This window comes from Dactylosporangium sp. CA-152071 (assembly GCF_050936335.1).
Lineage (GTDB): Bacteria > Actinomycetota > Actinomycetes > Mycobacteriales > Micromonosporaceae > Dactylosporangium > Dactylosporangium maewongense.
The window spans coordinates 2,058,519-2,073,503 of sequence record NZ_JBNJMZ010000002.1 but is presented as its reverse complement, the minus strand read 5'-3'; the positions used below and the strand labels follow the sequence as shown (position 1 = coordinate 2,073,503).

The following is a 14,985-nucleotide window of genomic DNA, read 5'->3' as shown; positions in this document are numbered from 1 at the left end:
GCCCGCGCTCGTCGCGTCGATCCAGGGCGTCCTGGACCCCGGACACCGTGTCTCGGCGGCTCGGACAGGTCGAGGAACTGCTCGCGCTGAGCGCCCACGACGCCGGGCTGGAGGCCGCCGCCGTGCACCTCCCGCCCCGCACCTACGAGTCGTACGTCCGCGACACCGCCGCCGACTGGAGCGCCGGTCAGCGACCCGTGGCGGACTGAGCCTTGTCGACCATCTGCTGAGGAGACTCCTGACCGGGCAGCTCGGCCTGCTGGGCGAGGGCCTTGGCGATCTGGGCCTCCTGCTCCATCCAGGTCGCGACGTCCTTGTCGTGCTGGGTGGGCACGCTCGCGACCGCGCCGTGGTCCTGCACCCCCGTGGAGTACCCGGCCGGCTTCTCGCCGTCGGCCGGGTGCGTGACGCCGGTCTGGCCGCCGTCACCGATCGGGGAGCCCGTGGCGGCGTCGGCGGTGGTGTCGTCGCCGGACGGCTCGCGGGGGCTGGTCACGTAGTAGTGGAAGTCATGGTCGTGGTCGGCGGCGGTGCTCGCCGTGGTCTGGGCCGGTGCGTCGCTGTGCTGGTCGCCGCGCGAGTCGGCGCCGCTCGACGACGACATCGAGGTGGACATCGAGCTGGACACGGAGTCGTTGGACATGGATCCGGAGTCGCTCACGGGGTGCTCCTTCGCTGGGCCGGGGTCAGCAGGTGGATGGTGGGCCAGGTGCAGCCGTCGAACTGGGTCAGGGCGGTGCCGACCCGCTCGGGCCAGTCCCCGGCGTCCGGTACACCGCCGACCGTCAGCTCCACAGTGGACGGTCGCCGGGCGCCGAACGTCACCAGGTCGCGCCGTGGCCGGTCGCGGTGCTCCTCGGCGAGCCAGCCGGTCACCGCCGCCAGCTGCTCGGCCCGGGTCGTGCCGGGGATGATCCGGTGGAGCTCGCGCTGCCACCGCGCCGTCCGCGGGTCCGGTCCGTCCGGCCCGCTCAGGGTGAGCGCGTGCCGCACCCGCTCCCACCGGTACGGCCGCGCGAGGAACGTCAGGGCGTCGTCCCCGCACCGGTGCCCTCCCGGCGCCCGCAGGGCCGCGCACACGTGGGTGGCGAGGGCGTCCGGGCTCACCGACGGCTGCAGCACGGACGACCGGACGGCGACCGCGTCGTCGACGGCGTGGGAGATCGCGCAGTCCAGGACCCGCGCGCCGGCCGCCCGGCCCGCGAGGGCTTCGAGGAGGTCGGGCCGCGGCACCGGCGTCGGGTGGCCGGCGAGGTGCGCCAGGACCGCCAGCTCCGCCCACAGCGCCAGCCACGGCTCGGCGGCGAGCAGCTGCTGCGCGGTCCGCATGTGCCGCAGCGTGCACGCCGACCGCAGGCAGGCGGCGCCGCACGTGGCGCTGCGCCGGCCGATGACGGCACCGATGCCGGTGGCCGACCTGTTCGCGTCTTCAGCGTCGGTACCGCCGGGCACGCGCACCAGGAGCGCGTGGTCTGCGCCGTCGGGGAACACCGCCGCCTCGCCGGCCGCGAGGGTCAGCAGGTGCCGCGACTGCTCCTCGTCGAGGTTCATGGCGGCACCGACGAGGTCCCGGTCGTCGGCGGCGGCGAGCCGGTGCACGACCTTGACCGCCGTGTTCTTGACGACGTCGGGGACGAGCTTGCCGGGGATCTGCTCGACGACGACGATGCCTTCGCCGTACGCGCGGACCTCGGCCAGCAGCGCCGCGAACAGCTCGACCGCGTGCGCGGCCGGCCCGGGCGTGTCCGCGCCGGGGCGGCGCAGCAGCCGGTGCGCCTCCTCCACCACCGTCAGGTGCCGCAGGCCGCGGCCGGCCGGCGCGACCCGCAGGTGCTCGACGAGCCGCATGACGACCGCGCCCATCAGGAACGCCTTGTCGGTGTCGTCGCCGACGTCCTCCAGCTCCAGCACGACGTCGCGGGACAGGAGCCGCCCGGCGTCGATCGGGTGGCCGCCGTCGAAGAACCTGCCGACGCTGCCGAGGCGGAGGCTGGCCAGGCGGACGGCGATGAACCCGCGCACGTTGTCGGAGATCTCCCGCCCGTAGCCGACGTCGCGGACCACGGCCTCGGCGACGCGCTGCAGGTCGCCGAGGGTGGGGTAGCGCGGTCGCTGCCCGGGGTGCGCGGGCGCGCCGAGGGTCAGGTCCCAGCCGAGCTCCTCGTAGCAGCGGTGCAGGGCGGCGGCGAGCACCTGCGGGAACGGCTCGTGCGCCGCGAACGCCGCCAGGAACAGTGCCCGCAGCAGCTCCACGTGGGTCTGCAGCGGGAAGCCGGGCGCCGGTTCGAGCGGGTTGAGACCGGCCGGCGGCGCGTCGGGGTCGTTCGGGCGGATGACGACGGCGCCGCCGAGCCGGGCGTACTCGGCCTTCGCCGGCTCCAGGACCAGCCACGGCAGCCCCCGCCGGGTCGCCTGCCGGAGCAGGTGCCGCACGGTGTGCGACTTGCCGGCGCCGGTCGTGCCGCAGACGAGCGTGTGCCGGTTGAGCGCCCCGAACGGCAGCCACAGCTCGTCGCACGGGTGCCTCGCGCGGTCCAGGACGGCGCCGAGCCGCACGCCCTCACCGGGCGACTGCTCCGGGGTCACGTCGAACGTGTGCGGGGTGACCAGGCGCAGTCCCGGAAGCTCCCGCCGGGGCGGGCGGAGCAGCGCGGTGAGCAGCGGCGCACCGGCGGTGAACCAGCCGCCGGCGGCCAGCGCGTCCCGCAGCGGCCACGCCTGGTCGCCGGGGATCAGCCGGTACGGCAGGCCGTCGAGCTGCGCGGCCGCGCACAGCATCGCGGCGGTGACGGCCGCCTGCCGCGGGACGGCCCCGGCGACGAGCACCTTGACCCGCCAGGCGCCGCCGAGCCGGGCGCGGGTCAGCTCGCGGTGCCTGGCCTGCTTGCGCTCCAGGGTGCGGCGGCCGGCCTCGCTCAGCTGCGGCCGGTCGAGGACCACGATGTCGGTGACGAGGCCGTCCAGCTCGGGCCCGACGGCGGCGGCGGTCAGCGGCCCGGCGACGACGAGGAACGCGAACGGTTCGCTCAGGTGGCCGACGAAGCTGTCGAACGCGCCGCGCCCCTCCTCGCCGCCCCACAGCGGGTCGAACCGGCCCTCGCACACCACCCAGTCTGGGAACGCGTCCAGCAGCGCGGTGGCCGCGCCCGCGTCGAACGGCTCGGCGACGGCGCCGGGCGGGAACAGCACCCCGCCGTCCACCGCGGGCGGGAACAGCGGGCGGCCGGCCAGCAGGAGCCGCAGCCGGCGGTCCGCCGGTGGGCGCGTCCAGACCGCCATGACCGCGGCGTCCGGGTGGCCCGCGAGGGCGGCGTGGGAGCCGTCGACCGCGGCCCGGAGCTCCTCGTCGCCGGCCGGTCCGGGGACCTCCAGCAGGCGGTGGAACCGGAACCCTCGCAGCGCGTCCCCGGTCACCCGTCCCCGCCTCGCAGCGCCACCCGGTCCAGCAGGCAGATGCCGGGGTTGCCGTCGGCCAGTTCGACCCGGCGGCCGCGCGCCGTGTTGTCGACGAGGACGAACGAGGTCTCCGGCAGGCTCATCAGCTGCCGCGGGTCGGCCAGGAACTCGTACACCCGCGACGACACCGAGGCGGAGCTCACCTGCTGCGTCGAGGACCAGCTGCGCACCCCGGACCACGTGTGCCCGCGCGACTCCGCGAGGCCGGTGGTGGCGCCGCGTTCGCGGACGGCGCCGGGCAGGGCGTTGGAGGCGCGGTCGGTCGCGCCGGTGAACGTGTCGCCGCCGCCGTCGGTGAACGCCCGGCCCACCTCCCGGGTCACCTGGCTGACCACGAACCGGTGCTCGCGGCCGATGAACGCGGCGGCCACCTCGGCGTCACGGTGGTTGAACAGCTTCATGACGCAGACCGCGCCGCCGGTGCCGACGGTCCGCTCGATGTCGCCCTGCGGCTGGTCGATCATCAGGATCAGCCTGATCCCGGCGGCGCGGGCGTTGTCCGACAGCATCTCCAGGGTCGCCGCGCCGAGCCGGTCCGCGCCCGCCACGACGAACACGTCCGCGAACCTCCGGCCGCGGTGCATCGCGGCCTGCGCGAGGTGGGCGAGCATCCGGTCGACGAGGTCCTTGCGGTCGTCCCGCCCGCCCGCCCGCCGTCGCCACCACCGACAACGCCGCGTCCGCCCACAGCGGCCGGCTCCCCACCCGGACGGTCTCGCCGTCGCTCAGCACGGCCAGCTGGCCGGCGACGAACCGCAGCTGCCGGACCGACCAGTCGTCGTCGCCGACCTCGCCGACGCGCTCGGCCAGCTGCCGCAGCTCGGCGGGGGTCAGTACCGGAGCGGCCGTGGCCCTGCGCAGCACCTGCACCCCGGCGGCCAGCCGCGCGAGGGTGACCGGCCCGTCGAGGGTGCGCAGGACCTGCCGGAGCAGATCCCTGGTGAGGGCCCGCTCGTGCCGCAGGTCGCCGGTCTCGTCGCGCCCGGTCAGGGTGTACGTCACGACGTCGAGCAGCGCCTCCTCGCCGACGCCGGCGAACAGGTCGACGCCCGCCCCGGGCAGGTCGACCCGGTGCGTGGCCCGCCCCCGGGCCCGTGCGACCGCTTCGAGCCCGCCGCCGACGTCGCGCCCCGTGAGGTCCAGCAGCGCGATCCGCTCCCGCCGGCCAGCACCGACGTGCCGAGCGTGACGAGCAGGCTCGCCCAGCCGTGCCGGCGCGGGTCGCCGCCGATCACGTCCGTACGGGCCGGCGGCACCTCCGGCAGCACGGGGATCCACTCCGGTCCGTCCCTGCGCGCGTGCACCCGCTCGTCCCGCCGGCGGATCGCGTCGTTCCACTCGGCGGCGGCCGTCTCGTACCGCTGCCGCTCCAGCCTCCTCGCCCGGCGGAACGGCGCCTCGAACTCCCGCTGGTCACGCAGCGCCACGTAGTACGCGCCCATCCGGGGCAGCACCTTGAACGCCAGCACGAGCAGGCCGATCCCCGCGAACAGCCGCACGGCCGGGTAGGCGTCCCCCTCGAACCCCTGCTCGGCCAGCCACTGCCGCACCCGCGGAAGCAGGACGCCGGCCGCGACCAGTCCGCCGACCACGGCCAGGACCTGCCCCATCAGCGCCCAGAACGCGACCGACACCGCCCGCCGCAGCTCGCTGGTGTCCGGCCGCGGCGGCTCCACCCACTCCGGCCGCTCCGACGGCACGAGCCCGTCGTGCCGCTCGCCCGCCACGACGTCGACGCTCCGCCATCCCCATCGCCCCGGCGTCACGAAGAGCCGCTCAGCCGCCCACGGCACCGCCTCGTCACCCATGCCGCGAGTCTCCGGCCGCCGCCCGACCCCCAGAAGAGGAAAATTCCCTATCTCCGGCCGCTCGCACGGGCGATGGGATTCGCGGGGGTCTGGGAGGATCCGGGGATGTACCGAGCGGTTCGTGCTGTCGTCGTGGTCGCGATGATGCTGGGTTCCGGCGGGTGCGGGCAGCAGGTCGGCGACGGCGGGTGGAGCGCCGACACCGAGGGGCGGAAGGGACTCGGGAAGGTGCCGGCGACCGAGCTCGGGTTCGTCAGGCACGGCGGGGCGGTCGAGTGGCCGGCGGTGTCCGACTGGATCCCGCAAGGGCAGGGGTTGCAGCGGCTGCTGCCGGTCGGGGGGTGCGTGCTCGGGATCGGCACGTATCAGAACGGGTTCCGGGCGGTCGGGGCGAACTGGACGGGGAACGAGACGTGCGACCGGCTGGCGATCGACCCCGCGCCGGGCGGGAGCGACGCCGGCGGGGACCGGCCGCCCGGGAAGGGCGGCGGGTGGGCCGGTGGCGGGATCGGCGGGGACGGGTTCGTCGTCGAGGCGGAGGGGAACGTCCTCGCCGCCGGAAGTTCCGGGCTCTACCGGTACCGCGGCGGCGAACCCCAGCAGTTGGCCAGGCTGGACCTGTCGACCACCGGGTTCGAGGGGCAGGGGTCGCGGAGCCTGGTCAGGGGGATGGTCAGGACGGCGAGCGGCAGGATCATCGTCAACGCCGACCTGACCGCGAAGAAGGAGCAGCCGCCGGCGGTCCTCGTCTCCGACGACGGGGGCGTGACGCTGCGGCGGGTCGACCTGCCGGCGGCACCACGGCAGAGCCGGGCGGAGCGGCAGCTGCTCGCGGTGCTCGAGGCGGACGGCGACACCGTGGTCGCGATCGGCTACGGGTGGGACCGGCCGGGGGCATGGCGGTCCACCGACGGCGGCCGGACCTGGCAGGTGTCCACAGTGGAGGGACTGCCGGCGGGTCTCATGCTGACCCGGCTGGTGAAGGCCGCCGACCGGTGGCTGGCGTTCGGCGGGATCGAGGGCGGCGGGCAGCAGGACTCCACGTACGTGCTGACCAGCGCCGACGGGCTGACGTGGACGCGGGGCACGGTGGAGGGCATGGGGGCCGGGCGGGTCGCGGACGTCACCGCGGGCGGGGACGGGACCGTGGTGGTCGTCGGCGTCATCGACGACTCCCGGCAGCACAAGGTGGACGAACGCAACGACTACTGCGGCGTCGTCTGGCTCGGCGACGGCGCCGGGGCGTGGCAGCGCGGGGAGCTGGGCTGCGGTGACGCCCCGCCGCAGGCGGTCGCGACGCTGCGCGACGGGCGGGTCGTCATCGCCGGCAACCGGGACCTGTGGGTGCGGGCGGCGACGTAGGTCAGCCGGAGGGCACCAGCAGCACCTTGCCGATGTTGTGGCGCTCGCCGAGGCGGCGGTGCGCGTCGGCGGCGCGGTCGAAGGGGTAGACGCCGTCGATGCGCGGCTTCACCACGCCGGCGTGCCACAGGTCCATGAGCGCCGACAGCTCCTCGCGGAGCAGGTCGGGGCGGCCCCACAGGTGGCCGAGGTTCACGCCGCTGACCGTGCGGTTCTGGTTCATCAGGCCGAGCGGGCTCAGCAGCGGCACGCCCACCGCCTGCCGGGCGAGCCGAAGGATGCTGCGCCGCTCACCGGAGGCGGCGTTCGCGAAGCCGTACGCGATGAGCTGCCCGACCGGTCGCAGCAGCCGCATCCCGCGCTTCCAGTCGCGACCGCCGAGCGGGTCGAGGACGATGTCGACACCGTCCCCGCCGGTGAGGGCACGGACCCGGGCGGCGTAGTCCTCGGTGCGGTAGTCGATCGGATGCGTGCAGCCGAACTCGCGCAGCACCTCGTGCTTGCCGGCCGACGCGGTCCCGAACGTGACCACGTCCGGCACGGTGCGGCACAGCTGCAGCACGGCGAGGCCCACGCCGCCGGCCGCCATGTGCACGAGGATCCGGTGGCCGGCGCGGAGGTTCGCCACGCGGAAGAGCATGTGGTGCGCCGTGAGGTAGTTGACCGGGATGGCGGCGGCCTCCTCGAACCCCAGCGCGTCGGGCAGCTCGACGACCTGCGCGACGGGGGCGCACACCAGCTCGGCGTGCCCGCCGAAGCGCACGAGCGCCAGCACCCGGCTGCCGATCGCCGGTCCGTCGACGCCTGGGCCGTGCGCGTCGACCACGCCCGCCACCTCGTAGCCGACGACGCACGGCAGGCGCGGCGCGTCGGGGTAGAGGCCCTGCCTGGCTATCACCTCGGCGAAGTTCAGCCCGGCCGCGTGCACCCGGATGCGGATCTCGCCCGTGGCGGGCGACGGGTTGGGCGTCGTGCGCACCTCGAGCACCTCGGGGCCGCCGGCCCTGGTGATCCAAACCGCTCGCATACACCGACTCTAATGTGTCCTGGGTCACACCCGTCGCCGGGCCCGCTGCTGGCCTCGGTTATCGTCGCTCAATGGGCCACCCCATCATGTTCGACGACGCCGACCCGATCCTGGGCCGGGTGCGGGAGCTCGCGCTCGCCCTGCCCGACGCCGCGGAGAAGATCTCCCACGGGCACCCGGCGTTCTACACGACGAAGGTGTTCGCCTACTACGGCGGCTCGGTCAAGGTCGACGGCACCTACCGGCAGCACGAGCGCTCGGTCCTCGTGCTGGTCGACCCGGCCGAACGCGACGCGCTGCTGGAGGACGCCCGCAGCTACGTCCCGGCCTACCTCGGCCCGTCCGGCTGGATCGGCGTGGACCTGGACGACGACACCGACTGGGACGAGATCGCCGAGCTGCTGGACGCGAGCTACCGGCGGACCGCGGGCCGCCGCCGCGTCGCTCTCCTGGACCAGGACGCCTGACCACGGTTGCTGTCTACGGCTTGCGCAGCCAGAGCCTTGCGCCGGCCGGCACCGCGCGGGGATCCCGTTGCCAGGTGACGCCGTCGGCGGAGGTGAGGACCACGACGTCGCCGCCCGGGCCGGTGCCGGTGGCGACGAACGCCGAGCCGTCGTGGACTACGCCGGTCAGCTCGGCCGCCTCCGGGTGCGCCCGGACCTGCCAGGTGAAGCCGCCGTCGGCGCTGGACCAGATGACGGCGGTGCCGCCCGCGCGGCCGACCACGACACCCGGGCCGATGTCGAAGGCGGAGCGTTCGGGGCGGAACACGTCCGGCGCGCCCGCGACGCCGAGCGGCTCCGCCGGGCCGGTGCCGGGCAGGGGCAGCGGGCGGTCCCACCAGTGGCTCCCGCTGGGCGACAGGTACACCGTCGGCTCGTCGCCGTGCCGTCCGACGACCGCGTACTGACTGTGGATGGCACCGACGGCCACCGGCACGTCGCCCCGGTCGTCGGGGGGTTCGCGGAGCCGGCCCGACACCCCGCCGGACGGGCCGCCGAGGGTCGTGTCGGCCCACGCACGGTCACCGGCGGTGGCGGCGGCGACCGTCAGCCAGGTGCCGTTGCCTTCCAGGTCGGTCGCGTCCACGACCGTTTCGCGCTGGGTGATCTGAGGGTTCGTCGGCGGCACCTCCACGGGCCACTCGAGCCGGACGGTGTCGCACGCCCCGGCGGCGACCCAGATCCCGACGTGCCGGCGGATCCCGGCGTCGACGGTGCCGGTGGCCGAGAAGCAACCGTCCGCCGACGGGTACAGCAGGACCGCGCTCACGGTGGCACCCGGCGGCGCCGCGAAGGCATCGGGGATGCGCCGCCACAGCACGTCTCGGCCGTCCGGTGCGCCGTCCGGTCCGCCGTCCGGTCTGTGCCGGGCCGCGACCGCGATCATGACCGCGGCGCCGGCGAGGACCGCCAGCGTCGCCGCGCCCGCCCCCACGAGCCGCCACCGCACATCCTCGACGGTACCGGCGATCAGGCGACGAGATGACCGGCACGCTGACCTCAACGGTCAACCTCACACGTGGGTGAAATATTGCGGAGTTTCCCGAATTGTCCGCGGTGCCGCTCATGTTGCGGCAGCGTCGCCGGTACGGGGTAACGCCTGCTCAGGCCGCCGGTCGCGGGCAGCGCGCTCGCAGCTTTCTGTCAGGCGGCGCGGGTAGGCTTCCCGGCGGGGGCTTCGAACGATGGGGGATGGCAGCATGGGATTCTTCGACCAGCTCAAGAGCCGGACGCAGGAGATGAGCGGGCAGCTCAAGACGCGGGCCGGCCAGTTCAAGAGCAAGGAGTTCGCCAACGCGAGCATGGCGATGTGCGCGCTCATCGCCGCCGCCGACGGCAGTATCGACCCCTCGGAGCGCCAGCGCACCGAGGGCGTCATCACCAGCAACGACATCCTGGCGGTCTTCCCGCCCGACGAGCTGCGGCAGAAGTTCGCCTTCTATGCCGACCGGCTGGTCCGCGACTTCGAGTTCGGCAAGGTCGAGGCGATCGCCACGATCGCGAAGCTCAAGTCGAAGCCCGACCACGCCCGCGCCGTCATCCAGATCGGCATCATCATCGGCGGCGCCGACGGCGACTTCGACGACAACGAGAAGAGGGCGGTCCGCGAGGCCTGCTTCGCCGTCGGCATCCCACCGGCGGAGTTCGACCTGTAGCAAGCCCTGCACACCCGGCGCGGCGGCCCCGGCCCCGCGCCGGCACCGTCACCTGATGTATTGACCTGGGTGCTGAACGTAGCCGGGTCGCCAATGCCACAATGATCGCCACCAGTGCCGGGCAGATCCATTGGCATCGACGATGTACGCTGCGGCCGTGCCTGCAACGGGGAACGTGAAGAGCAGGCGGTCGCGCTGGACGGCGAACATCGTCATGCTTGTCGTGGCGGCGCTGGTGGCGATCGTCGTGCGCACCTATCTGGTCCAGACGTTCTTCATCCCGTCAGGCTCGATGGAGCAGACGCTGATCATCGACGACAAGGTGCTCGTCAACAAGGTGCTGTACCGCTTCCGTGACCCCGAGCGCGGCGAGATCATCGTCTTCCGCCCGCCGCCCGCGTGGTCCGCCGGCCCCGACGAGGACTACATCAAGCGCGTCATCGGCGTCGCCGGCGACCGCGTCAAGTGCTGCGACGACAAGCACCGGGTCACCATCAACGGCACCGCCCTGGACGAGGACTACCTCTACCCGGGCGACGAGCCGTCCATGACCCCGTTCGACGTCACGGTGCCCGCCGGCCGCCTGTTCGTGCTCGGCGACCACCGCAGCGCCTCCGCCGACTCCCGCGCCCACCTCGGCGCCTCCAGCGGCACCATCTCCGTCGACCGCGTCGTGGGCCGCGCGTTCGTCACCTGCTGGCCCCTCCCAAGATGGCGCAGCCTCTCCGTGCCCTCGACCTTCGCCGGCGTGCCCGACCCGCACTGACCTGCCACCGCATCGCGACCCGCGCGACGCCGGGCGGGTCGGCGGACGTGGGCCCGGGGTCGGTCGTGTTCGTGCCGGCGGGGGAGGAGCACCGGTTCGTCGACGTGACCGAGGACCTGGCCCTGCTCGTCGTGTTCGGCCCCGCGTACGGCAGCCGCGCCGCCGGACGAGGCCCGCGTACTCCAACCGCGACCGGATGTGAAGGCCAGCCTGCTTCCACCGCTGGTCGGCTCAGCGGCCGCGGTGGCGGGCGCGGGCGGCCTGGCGGGTGAGGTGGTCGCGCTCCGGGACGCTGGTCGCGGCGCGGGACGCCTCGGCGTAGAGGTCCGCGGCGCGGGCCAGGTCGCCGGCGCGCTCGTGCAGATGGGCCGCCACCGCCGCGTACCGGGGGACGGCGGGGTCGACGCCACCCAGGGCCGCCAGGCCGGCCCGCGGGCCGTCGGCCTCGCCGACCGCGACGGCCCGGTTGAGGCGCACCACGGGACTGTCGCCGGTGAGCGGGAGCAGCTCGTCGTACCATTCGACGATCTGCACCCAGTCGGTCGACTCCGTGGTGCGCGCGTCGGCGTGCAGGGCGGCGATCGCGGCCTGCGCCTGGTATTCGCCGAGCCGGTCGCGGGCCAGCGCCGCCTGCAGGATCTCGACGCCCTCGGCGATGAGGGCGGTGTCCCAGCGGGACCGGTCCTGTTCGCTCAACGGCACCAGCCGGCCGTCGTCGCCGGTACGGGAGACGCGCCGCGCGTGGTGCAGCAGCATCAGCGCGAGCAGCCCGGCGACCTCAGGTTCCCGGGTCAGCGCGAAGAGCTGGCGGGTGAGCCGGATCGCCTCGGCGGCCAGGTCGACGTCGCCGCTGTAGCCCTCGTTGAACACGAGGTACAGCACCCGCAGCACCGTGCCCAGGTCGCCGGGCCGGTCGAGGGACTGCCCCGCGATGCGGCGCTTCGCGCGGCTGATCCGCTGCGCCATCGTCGCCTCCGGCACCAGGTAGGCGAGGGCGATCTGCCGCGTCGTCAGCCCGCCCACGGCGCGCAGCGTGAGGGCGACGGCCGCGGCGGGCGGCAGCGAAGGGTGCGCGCACAGGAAGTACAGCCGGAGCGTGTCGTCGGCGCCGGGCACCGCCCCGGCGGGCGGCTCGTCCTGCACGGCCAGCTCCCGGTCCCGCCGGGACGCCTCGGAGCGGGCGGCGTCGACGAACTTGTGCCACGCCGCGGCGACGAGCCAGGCCTTCGGGTCGCGCGGCGGGTCGTCCGGCCACAGCTTCAAGGCCCGGATCAGCGCCTCCTGCACGGCGTCCTCGGCCGACGCGAAATCCGCTCCGCGCCGGACGAGGACACCGATCACCGCGGGCACGAGCTCCCGCAGCAGGGACTCGTTCATTCGCCGACCGAGGGCAGCTCGGTGTAGAACGGCCGGACCTCCAGCCACTCGAGGATCGGCCTGCCACCCGGGCCGGGAGCGGCGGACAGCTCGCCGGCCAGCTCGACCGCGCGGTCCCACGACTCGACGTCGATGACGTACCAGCCGGCGATGAGGTCCTTCGTCTCGGCGAACGGACCGTCGGTCACCGGCGGCCGCCCCTCCCCGTCGTGCCGCACGAACGCGCCCTCCGGAGCCAGCGCCTGCATGTCGACGAACTCGCCGGCCTTCTCCAACCTGGTCGCGAATTCGCCCATGTACCGGATGTGCGCGTCGACGTCCTCCGGCGCCCACTGGTCCATCGGCGGGTGGTCGACCGCCGGCGTCGGTCCGCCACGGTAGTGCTTCAGCAACAGGTACTTCACGGTGTGCTCCTTCGTTCTCGACCGGTTGTCCCCCTGGGACGGAGCCGGCTCCCCGTTCTCGACACCGTCAGGCATCCCGGCGAAAAATATGTACCCCGCCCCGCCGAAGTCACCCAGCCCCTACGCCGCGGGTCCGGCAAATCCCCGGCCACAAGCATCCGCGCCAGGGCAGTGCGGGAACCGGGCCGGTGAGGCCGGGTGGTCACCGCCGTGGGCAGCCGCGCCTCACCTGGTCCTGCCAGCTGGTGCCGTTCAGCTGGATCGTGGTCGTCACCGGGCGTCGGACCCCGTCCTCCGTCACCGCCACCAGCCCGACCCGTAGCGGCCGGCTCGCGGCGTCGTCGGTGCAGGTGATGGTGGCGCTGACCCGGAACCAGCCCGCCGCGCCGGGCTCGATCCGGTGCTCGCCCCGGACCATGACGTCGGCGACCACGCCCGCGCCGGCCACCTGGACCGGCCTCGGCCCGCCGTTGAGCACGGTCACGGTGCCCCCGATGGTCAGCCGGTCGCCCTCGGCCTGGCCCGACTCCGTCCCGGCAACCGTCACGAACAGCGACACCTCCGCCGCCCGCCGCTCTTCCTGCCGCGCGGCCTCCCACCGCTGACCGGCGACGGCACCGATCAGGACGCCGAGCACCACGAGCGCCACCGCCTTCGCCGGCACCCTGCGTCGCCACCGCGCGACCACCGGCGGCCGCACGGACCGCTCCGCGGGCTCGTCGAGATCGATGACGTTGACCGCTTCCCCCATCGACCCACAGTACCGGCAGAGGCTGCGGCGGCCACGTCGGGCAGGATGGGCTGATGACCGGCTACTGGGACCCGCTGCCCACCGCGCGGAGTGTGGTGGAGCGCCTCGGCGAGCCCGCCGATCGGCTCTTCACCGGGCGTTGGGAGCATCGGAACTGGCGCAACGTGCCGGGGCCGTTCTACGCGGGCGAGACCGACAGTCTGGCCATCGGGCGGCGGGATGCCCCGGACCACATCTGCTACGACGACGATCTCGGCGGCGGAATCGGGTTCGAGTTCATCTACCGGCAGCCGGTGGACGAGCGCGAGACCGAGGCCGTGGTGCACGGCTGCCGGGCGGAGCTGTACAGCGGCTACAACTGGGACGGCGACGAGCACTGGACGGCCGGCGCCGTCCGCGAGTGGTGGCGGGACCGGGGTCGCGTGCGGGAGTGGGCGGTCGCGACGGCCGCCGACTGGGGAGCGGACACCCATCCGCATTGGGGCTTCAACGCCGACCCCCAGTTCCTGGGCCACTACCACGATGCCGCCCGAGGGCAGCGCGACTTCGTCGCCTACCTCGACGACGGCCTGGAGGGGTACCTCCGCGGCTATGTGTTCTGGCTCGACCTGCGGCGCGAGCCACGACCCGGCGAGGCACTTCCCCGGCTGTGAGCCGGCGCGGCGGGTCAGGCGCGCATGGCCGGGGAGTTGTAGATGGTCGGGACGCGGAAGCCCGCGCACCACTGCGTCAGGCGGTCGGCCTCGGCGGACAGCAGGCGGCGGGCCTCGGCGGGGACGTCTTCGAGGAGGCGGAGCCGCACGACGCCGGCGGGGTCCTGGGTCCAGCAGCCGACCACGCGGCCGGAGTACCAGGCGGTGGTGCCGGCGTTGCCGCGGCGGTCGAAGATGCCGGCGCGGTGCGGGCCGAGGTAGAAGTCGCGGTGCTGCCAGCCCATGACGGTCGGGTCGAGGACGGGGAGCAGGGCGGCCCACGGGCCGGGGTCGGGGAGGTCGTCGAGGTCGTCGGGCAGGAGCCAGCCGGTGCCGCCGCCGTCGAGGGAGACCTGCACGGCGCCGAGGGCGGCGAGGGCGGCACGGACGATGCCCTTGGTGGCGCCGAGCCACCAGACCAGGTCGTCCTCGGTGCCGGGGCCGAAGGTGAAGAGCCAGCGCCGCACGAGTTCGCGGTAGCCGTCCGCCGCCACGGCGTGCTCCGCCGAGGGCAGCCACGAGGACATCAGGGTCCAGCGCGGGCGGGACAGGTGCCAGCCGCCGGCGTTGACGGCCCGGACGATGTCGCCGGCGGCGCCGAGGTAGGTCAGGACGCGGGTCGAGACGCGCGGGTCGGCGGTGGTGATGTCGAGCGTGACGTCGATCATCGGTACGGCGCGGCGGATCTCGGTCGGCTGCAGGCCGTCGGGTGCGGCGGCGAGCGCGGCGAGGACCTCGGCGCGGGCGCGGTCGAGCCATTCGTCGCCGTCGGTGGTGGTGCCGGTGGCGACGAGGTCCCTGACCAGGCGGGTGCGTTCGCCGGCGGCGACCCGGGCGGACGCGCTCGGCCAGACGGCCGGGAGCAGCTCGCGCGGGAACACGAAGAGTGTCCGGCGCATCGCGAGCTGTTTGACCAGGGTCCGTTCCTGGTACAGGGCACGGTCCACGTCGGCGGGGCGCAGGTCCGTGGTCCGGGCCTGGCACGACAGGTGGACCGTGGCGGGCTCGGTGGCGTGCAGGACGGTCATCGCCCCGGTGACGGCCTCCGGGGTCGCCACCCTGAAGTCCGGGGCGAGCGCGTGCCGGACCGCGAGCCGGGCCCGGCGCTGGTCGTCGGACACGTGACGCACCCGGACATGCTGCCACAAGTCCGGACGGCGGGCCGGGCGGCCCGCCGTCAC

16 protein-coding genes are annotated in these 14,985 nt (G+C 74.5%); 6 read left to right on the top strand and 10 right to left on the bottom strand.

The window, feature by feature from the left end; all coding sequences use genetic code 11:
• Nucleotides 1–47 precede the first annotated feature (47 nt).
• Nucleotides 48–209: a hypothetical protein gene (locus ACQEVZ_RS49170; RefSeq protein ID WP_433381759.1), complete on the top strand. Its 162-nt coding sequence runs from the start codon at nt 48–50 to the stop codon at nt 207–209.
• On the opposite strand, the gene ACQEVZ_RS49165 is transcribed toward ACQEVZ_RS49170, so the two are convergent.
• The 4 genes from ACQEVZ_RS49165 to ACQEVZ_RS49150 form a co-directional block, all read right to left on the bottom strand.
• A complete protein-coding gene (locus ACQEVZ_RS49165; protein WP_433381757.1) occupies nt 188–661 on the bottom strand; it encodes a hypothetical protein in 474 nt (157 codons plus the stop codon). The genes ACQEVZ_RS49170 and ACQEVZ_RS49165 overlap by 22 nt on opposite strands.
• On the bottom strand, nt 658–3,414 hold the full coding sequence (locus ACQEVZ_RS49160) for an ATP-binding protein (RefSeq protein WP_433381754.1): 2,757 nt from the start codon (nt 3,412–3,414) through the stop codon (nt 658–660). Before ACQEVZ_RS49160 ends, ACQEVZ_RS49165 begins: the two co-directional genes overlap by 4 nt.
• On the bottom strand, nt 3,411–4,067 hold the full coding sequence (locus tag ACQEVZ_RS49155; RefSeq protein ID WP_433381751.1) for a hypothetical protein: 657 nt from the start codon (nt 4,065–4,067) through the stop codon (nt 3,411–3,413). Before ACQEVZ_RS49155 ends, ACQEVZ_RS49160 begins: the two co-directional genes overlap by 4 nt.
• Nucleotides 4,068–4,454: 387 nt before the next feature.
• Nucleotides 4,455–5,264, bottom strand: coding sequence for a hypothetical protein (locus ACQEVZ_RS49150; protein WP_433381748.1), 810 nt, complete (start codon nt 5,262–5,264; stop codon nt 4,455–4,457).
• Nucleotides 5,265–5,369: 105 nt separating this feature from the next.
• On the opposite strand from ACQEVZ_RS49150, the gene ACQEVZ_RS49145 reads away from it, so the two are divergent.
• Nucleotides 5,370–6,626 (top strand): hypothetical protein, encoded by a 1,257-nt coding sequence (locus tag ACQEVZ_RS49145; protein WP_433381745.1) that lies wholly within the window; start codon nt 5,370–5,372, stop codon nt 6,624–6,626.
• Between the two features lies 1 nt (nt 6,627).
• On the opposite strand, the gene ACQEVZ_RS49140 is transcribed toward ACQEVZ_RS49145, so the two are convergent.
• Nucleotides 6,628–7,653 (bottom strand): synaptic vesicle VAT-1 family membrane protein, encoded by a 1,026-nt coding sequence (locus ACQEVZ_RS49140; RefSeq protein WP_433381742.1) that lies wholly within the window; start codon nt 7,651–7,653, stop codon nt 6,628–6,630.
• A gap of 71 nt (nt 7,654–7,724) precedes the next feature.
• Between ACQEVZ_RS49140 and ACQEVZ_RS49135 the strand changes: the two genes are divergently transcribed.
• Nucleotides 7,725–8,120, top strand: coding sequence for an MmcQ/YjbR family DNA-binding protein (locus ACQEVZ_RS49135; protein WP_433381739.1), 396 nt, complete (start codon nt 7,725–7,727; stop codon nt 8,118–8,120).
• Nucleotides 8,121–8,133: 13 nt separating this feature from the next.
• On the opposite strand, the gene ACQEVZ_RS49130 is transcribed toward ACQEVZ_RS49135, so the two are convergent.
• Nucleotides 8,134–9,108: a hypothetical protein gene (locus tag ACQEVZ_RS49130; protein ID WP_433381736.1), complete on the bottom strand. Its 975-nt coding sequence runs from the start codon at nt 9,106–9,108 to the stop codon at nt 8,134–8,136.
• Nucleotides 9,109–9,358: 250 nt separating this feature from the next.
• On the opposite strand from ACQEVZ_RS49130, the gene ACQEVZ_RS49125 reads away from it, so the two are divergent.
• Both ACQEVZ_RS49125 and lepB read left to right on the top strand, forming a co-directional pair.
• Nucleotides 9,359–9,814 (top strand): tellurite resistance TerB family protein, encoded by a 456-nt coding sequence (locus tag ACQEVZ_RS49125; protein WP_433381733.1) that lies wholly within the window; start codon nt 9,359–9,361, stop codon nt 9,812–9,814.
• Between the two features lie 142 nt (nt 9,815–9,956).
• The gene (gene lepB, locus ACQEVZ_RS49120; RefSeq protein WP_433381730.1) at nt 9,957–10,580 is read left to right on the top strand and encodes a signal peptidase I; all 624 of its coding nucleotides are present in this window, start codon (nt 9,957–9,959) and stop codon (nt 10,578–10,580) included.
• Between the two features lie 231 nt (nt 10,581–10,811).
• Here the strand turns inward: lepB and ACQEVZ_RS49115 are convergent, their stop codons facing one another.
• The 3 genes from ACQEVZ_RS49115 to ACQEVZ_RS49105 all read right to left on the bottom strand — a co-directional run bounded on the left by ACQEVZ_RS49115 (nt 10,812) and on the right by ACQEVZ_RS49105 (nt 13,112).
• Complete coding sequence (locus ACQEVZ_RS49115) at nt 10,812–11,957, bottom strand: RNA polymerase sigma factor (protein ID WP_433381728.1); 1,146 nt, start codon at nt 11,955–11,957, stop codon at nt 10,812–10,814.
• Nucleotides 11,954–12,361 carry a YciI family protein gene (locus tag ACQEVZ_RS49110; RefSeq protein ID WP_344499804.1) on the bottom strand — a complete coding sequence of 136 codons (408 nt, stop codon included), beginning with the start codon at nt 12,359–12,361 and terminating at the stop codon, nt 11,954–11,956. Before ACQEVZ_RS49110 ends, ACQEVZ_RS49115 begins: the two co-directional genes overlap by 4 nt.
• 202 nt (nt 12,362–12,563) lie before the next feature.
• Nucleotides 12,564–13,112, bottom strand: a complete 549-nt coding sequence (locus tag ACQEVZ_RS49105) for a hypothetical protein (protein ID WP_433381725.1) — start codon at nt 13,110–13,112, stop codon at nt 12,564–12,566.
• Nucleotides 13,113–13,165: 53 nt separating this feature from the next.
• On the opposite strand from ACQEVZ_RS49105, the gene ACQEVZ_RS49100 reads away from it, so the two are divergent.
• Complete coding sequence (locus ACQEVZ_RS49100; protein ID WP_433381722.1) at nt 13,166–13,765, top strand: hypothetical protein; 600 nt, start codon at nt 13,166–13,168, stop codon at nt 13,763–13,765.
• Between the two features lie 14 nt (nt 13,766–13,779).
• Here the strand turns inward: ACQEVZ_RS49100 and ACQEVZ_RS49095 are convergent, their stop codons facing one another.
• On the bottom strand, nt 13,780–14,934 hold the full coding sequence (locus ACQEVZ_RS49095; RefSeq protein WP_433381719.1) for a winged helix DNA-binding domain-containing protein: 1,155 nt from the start codon (nt 14,932–14,934) through the stop codon (nt 13,780–13,782).
• Nucleotides 14,935–14,985 lie beyond the last annotated feature (51 nt).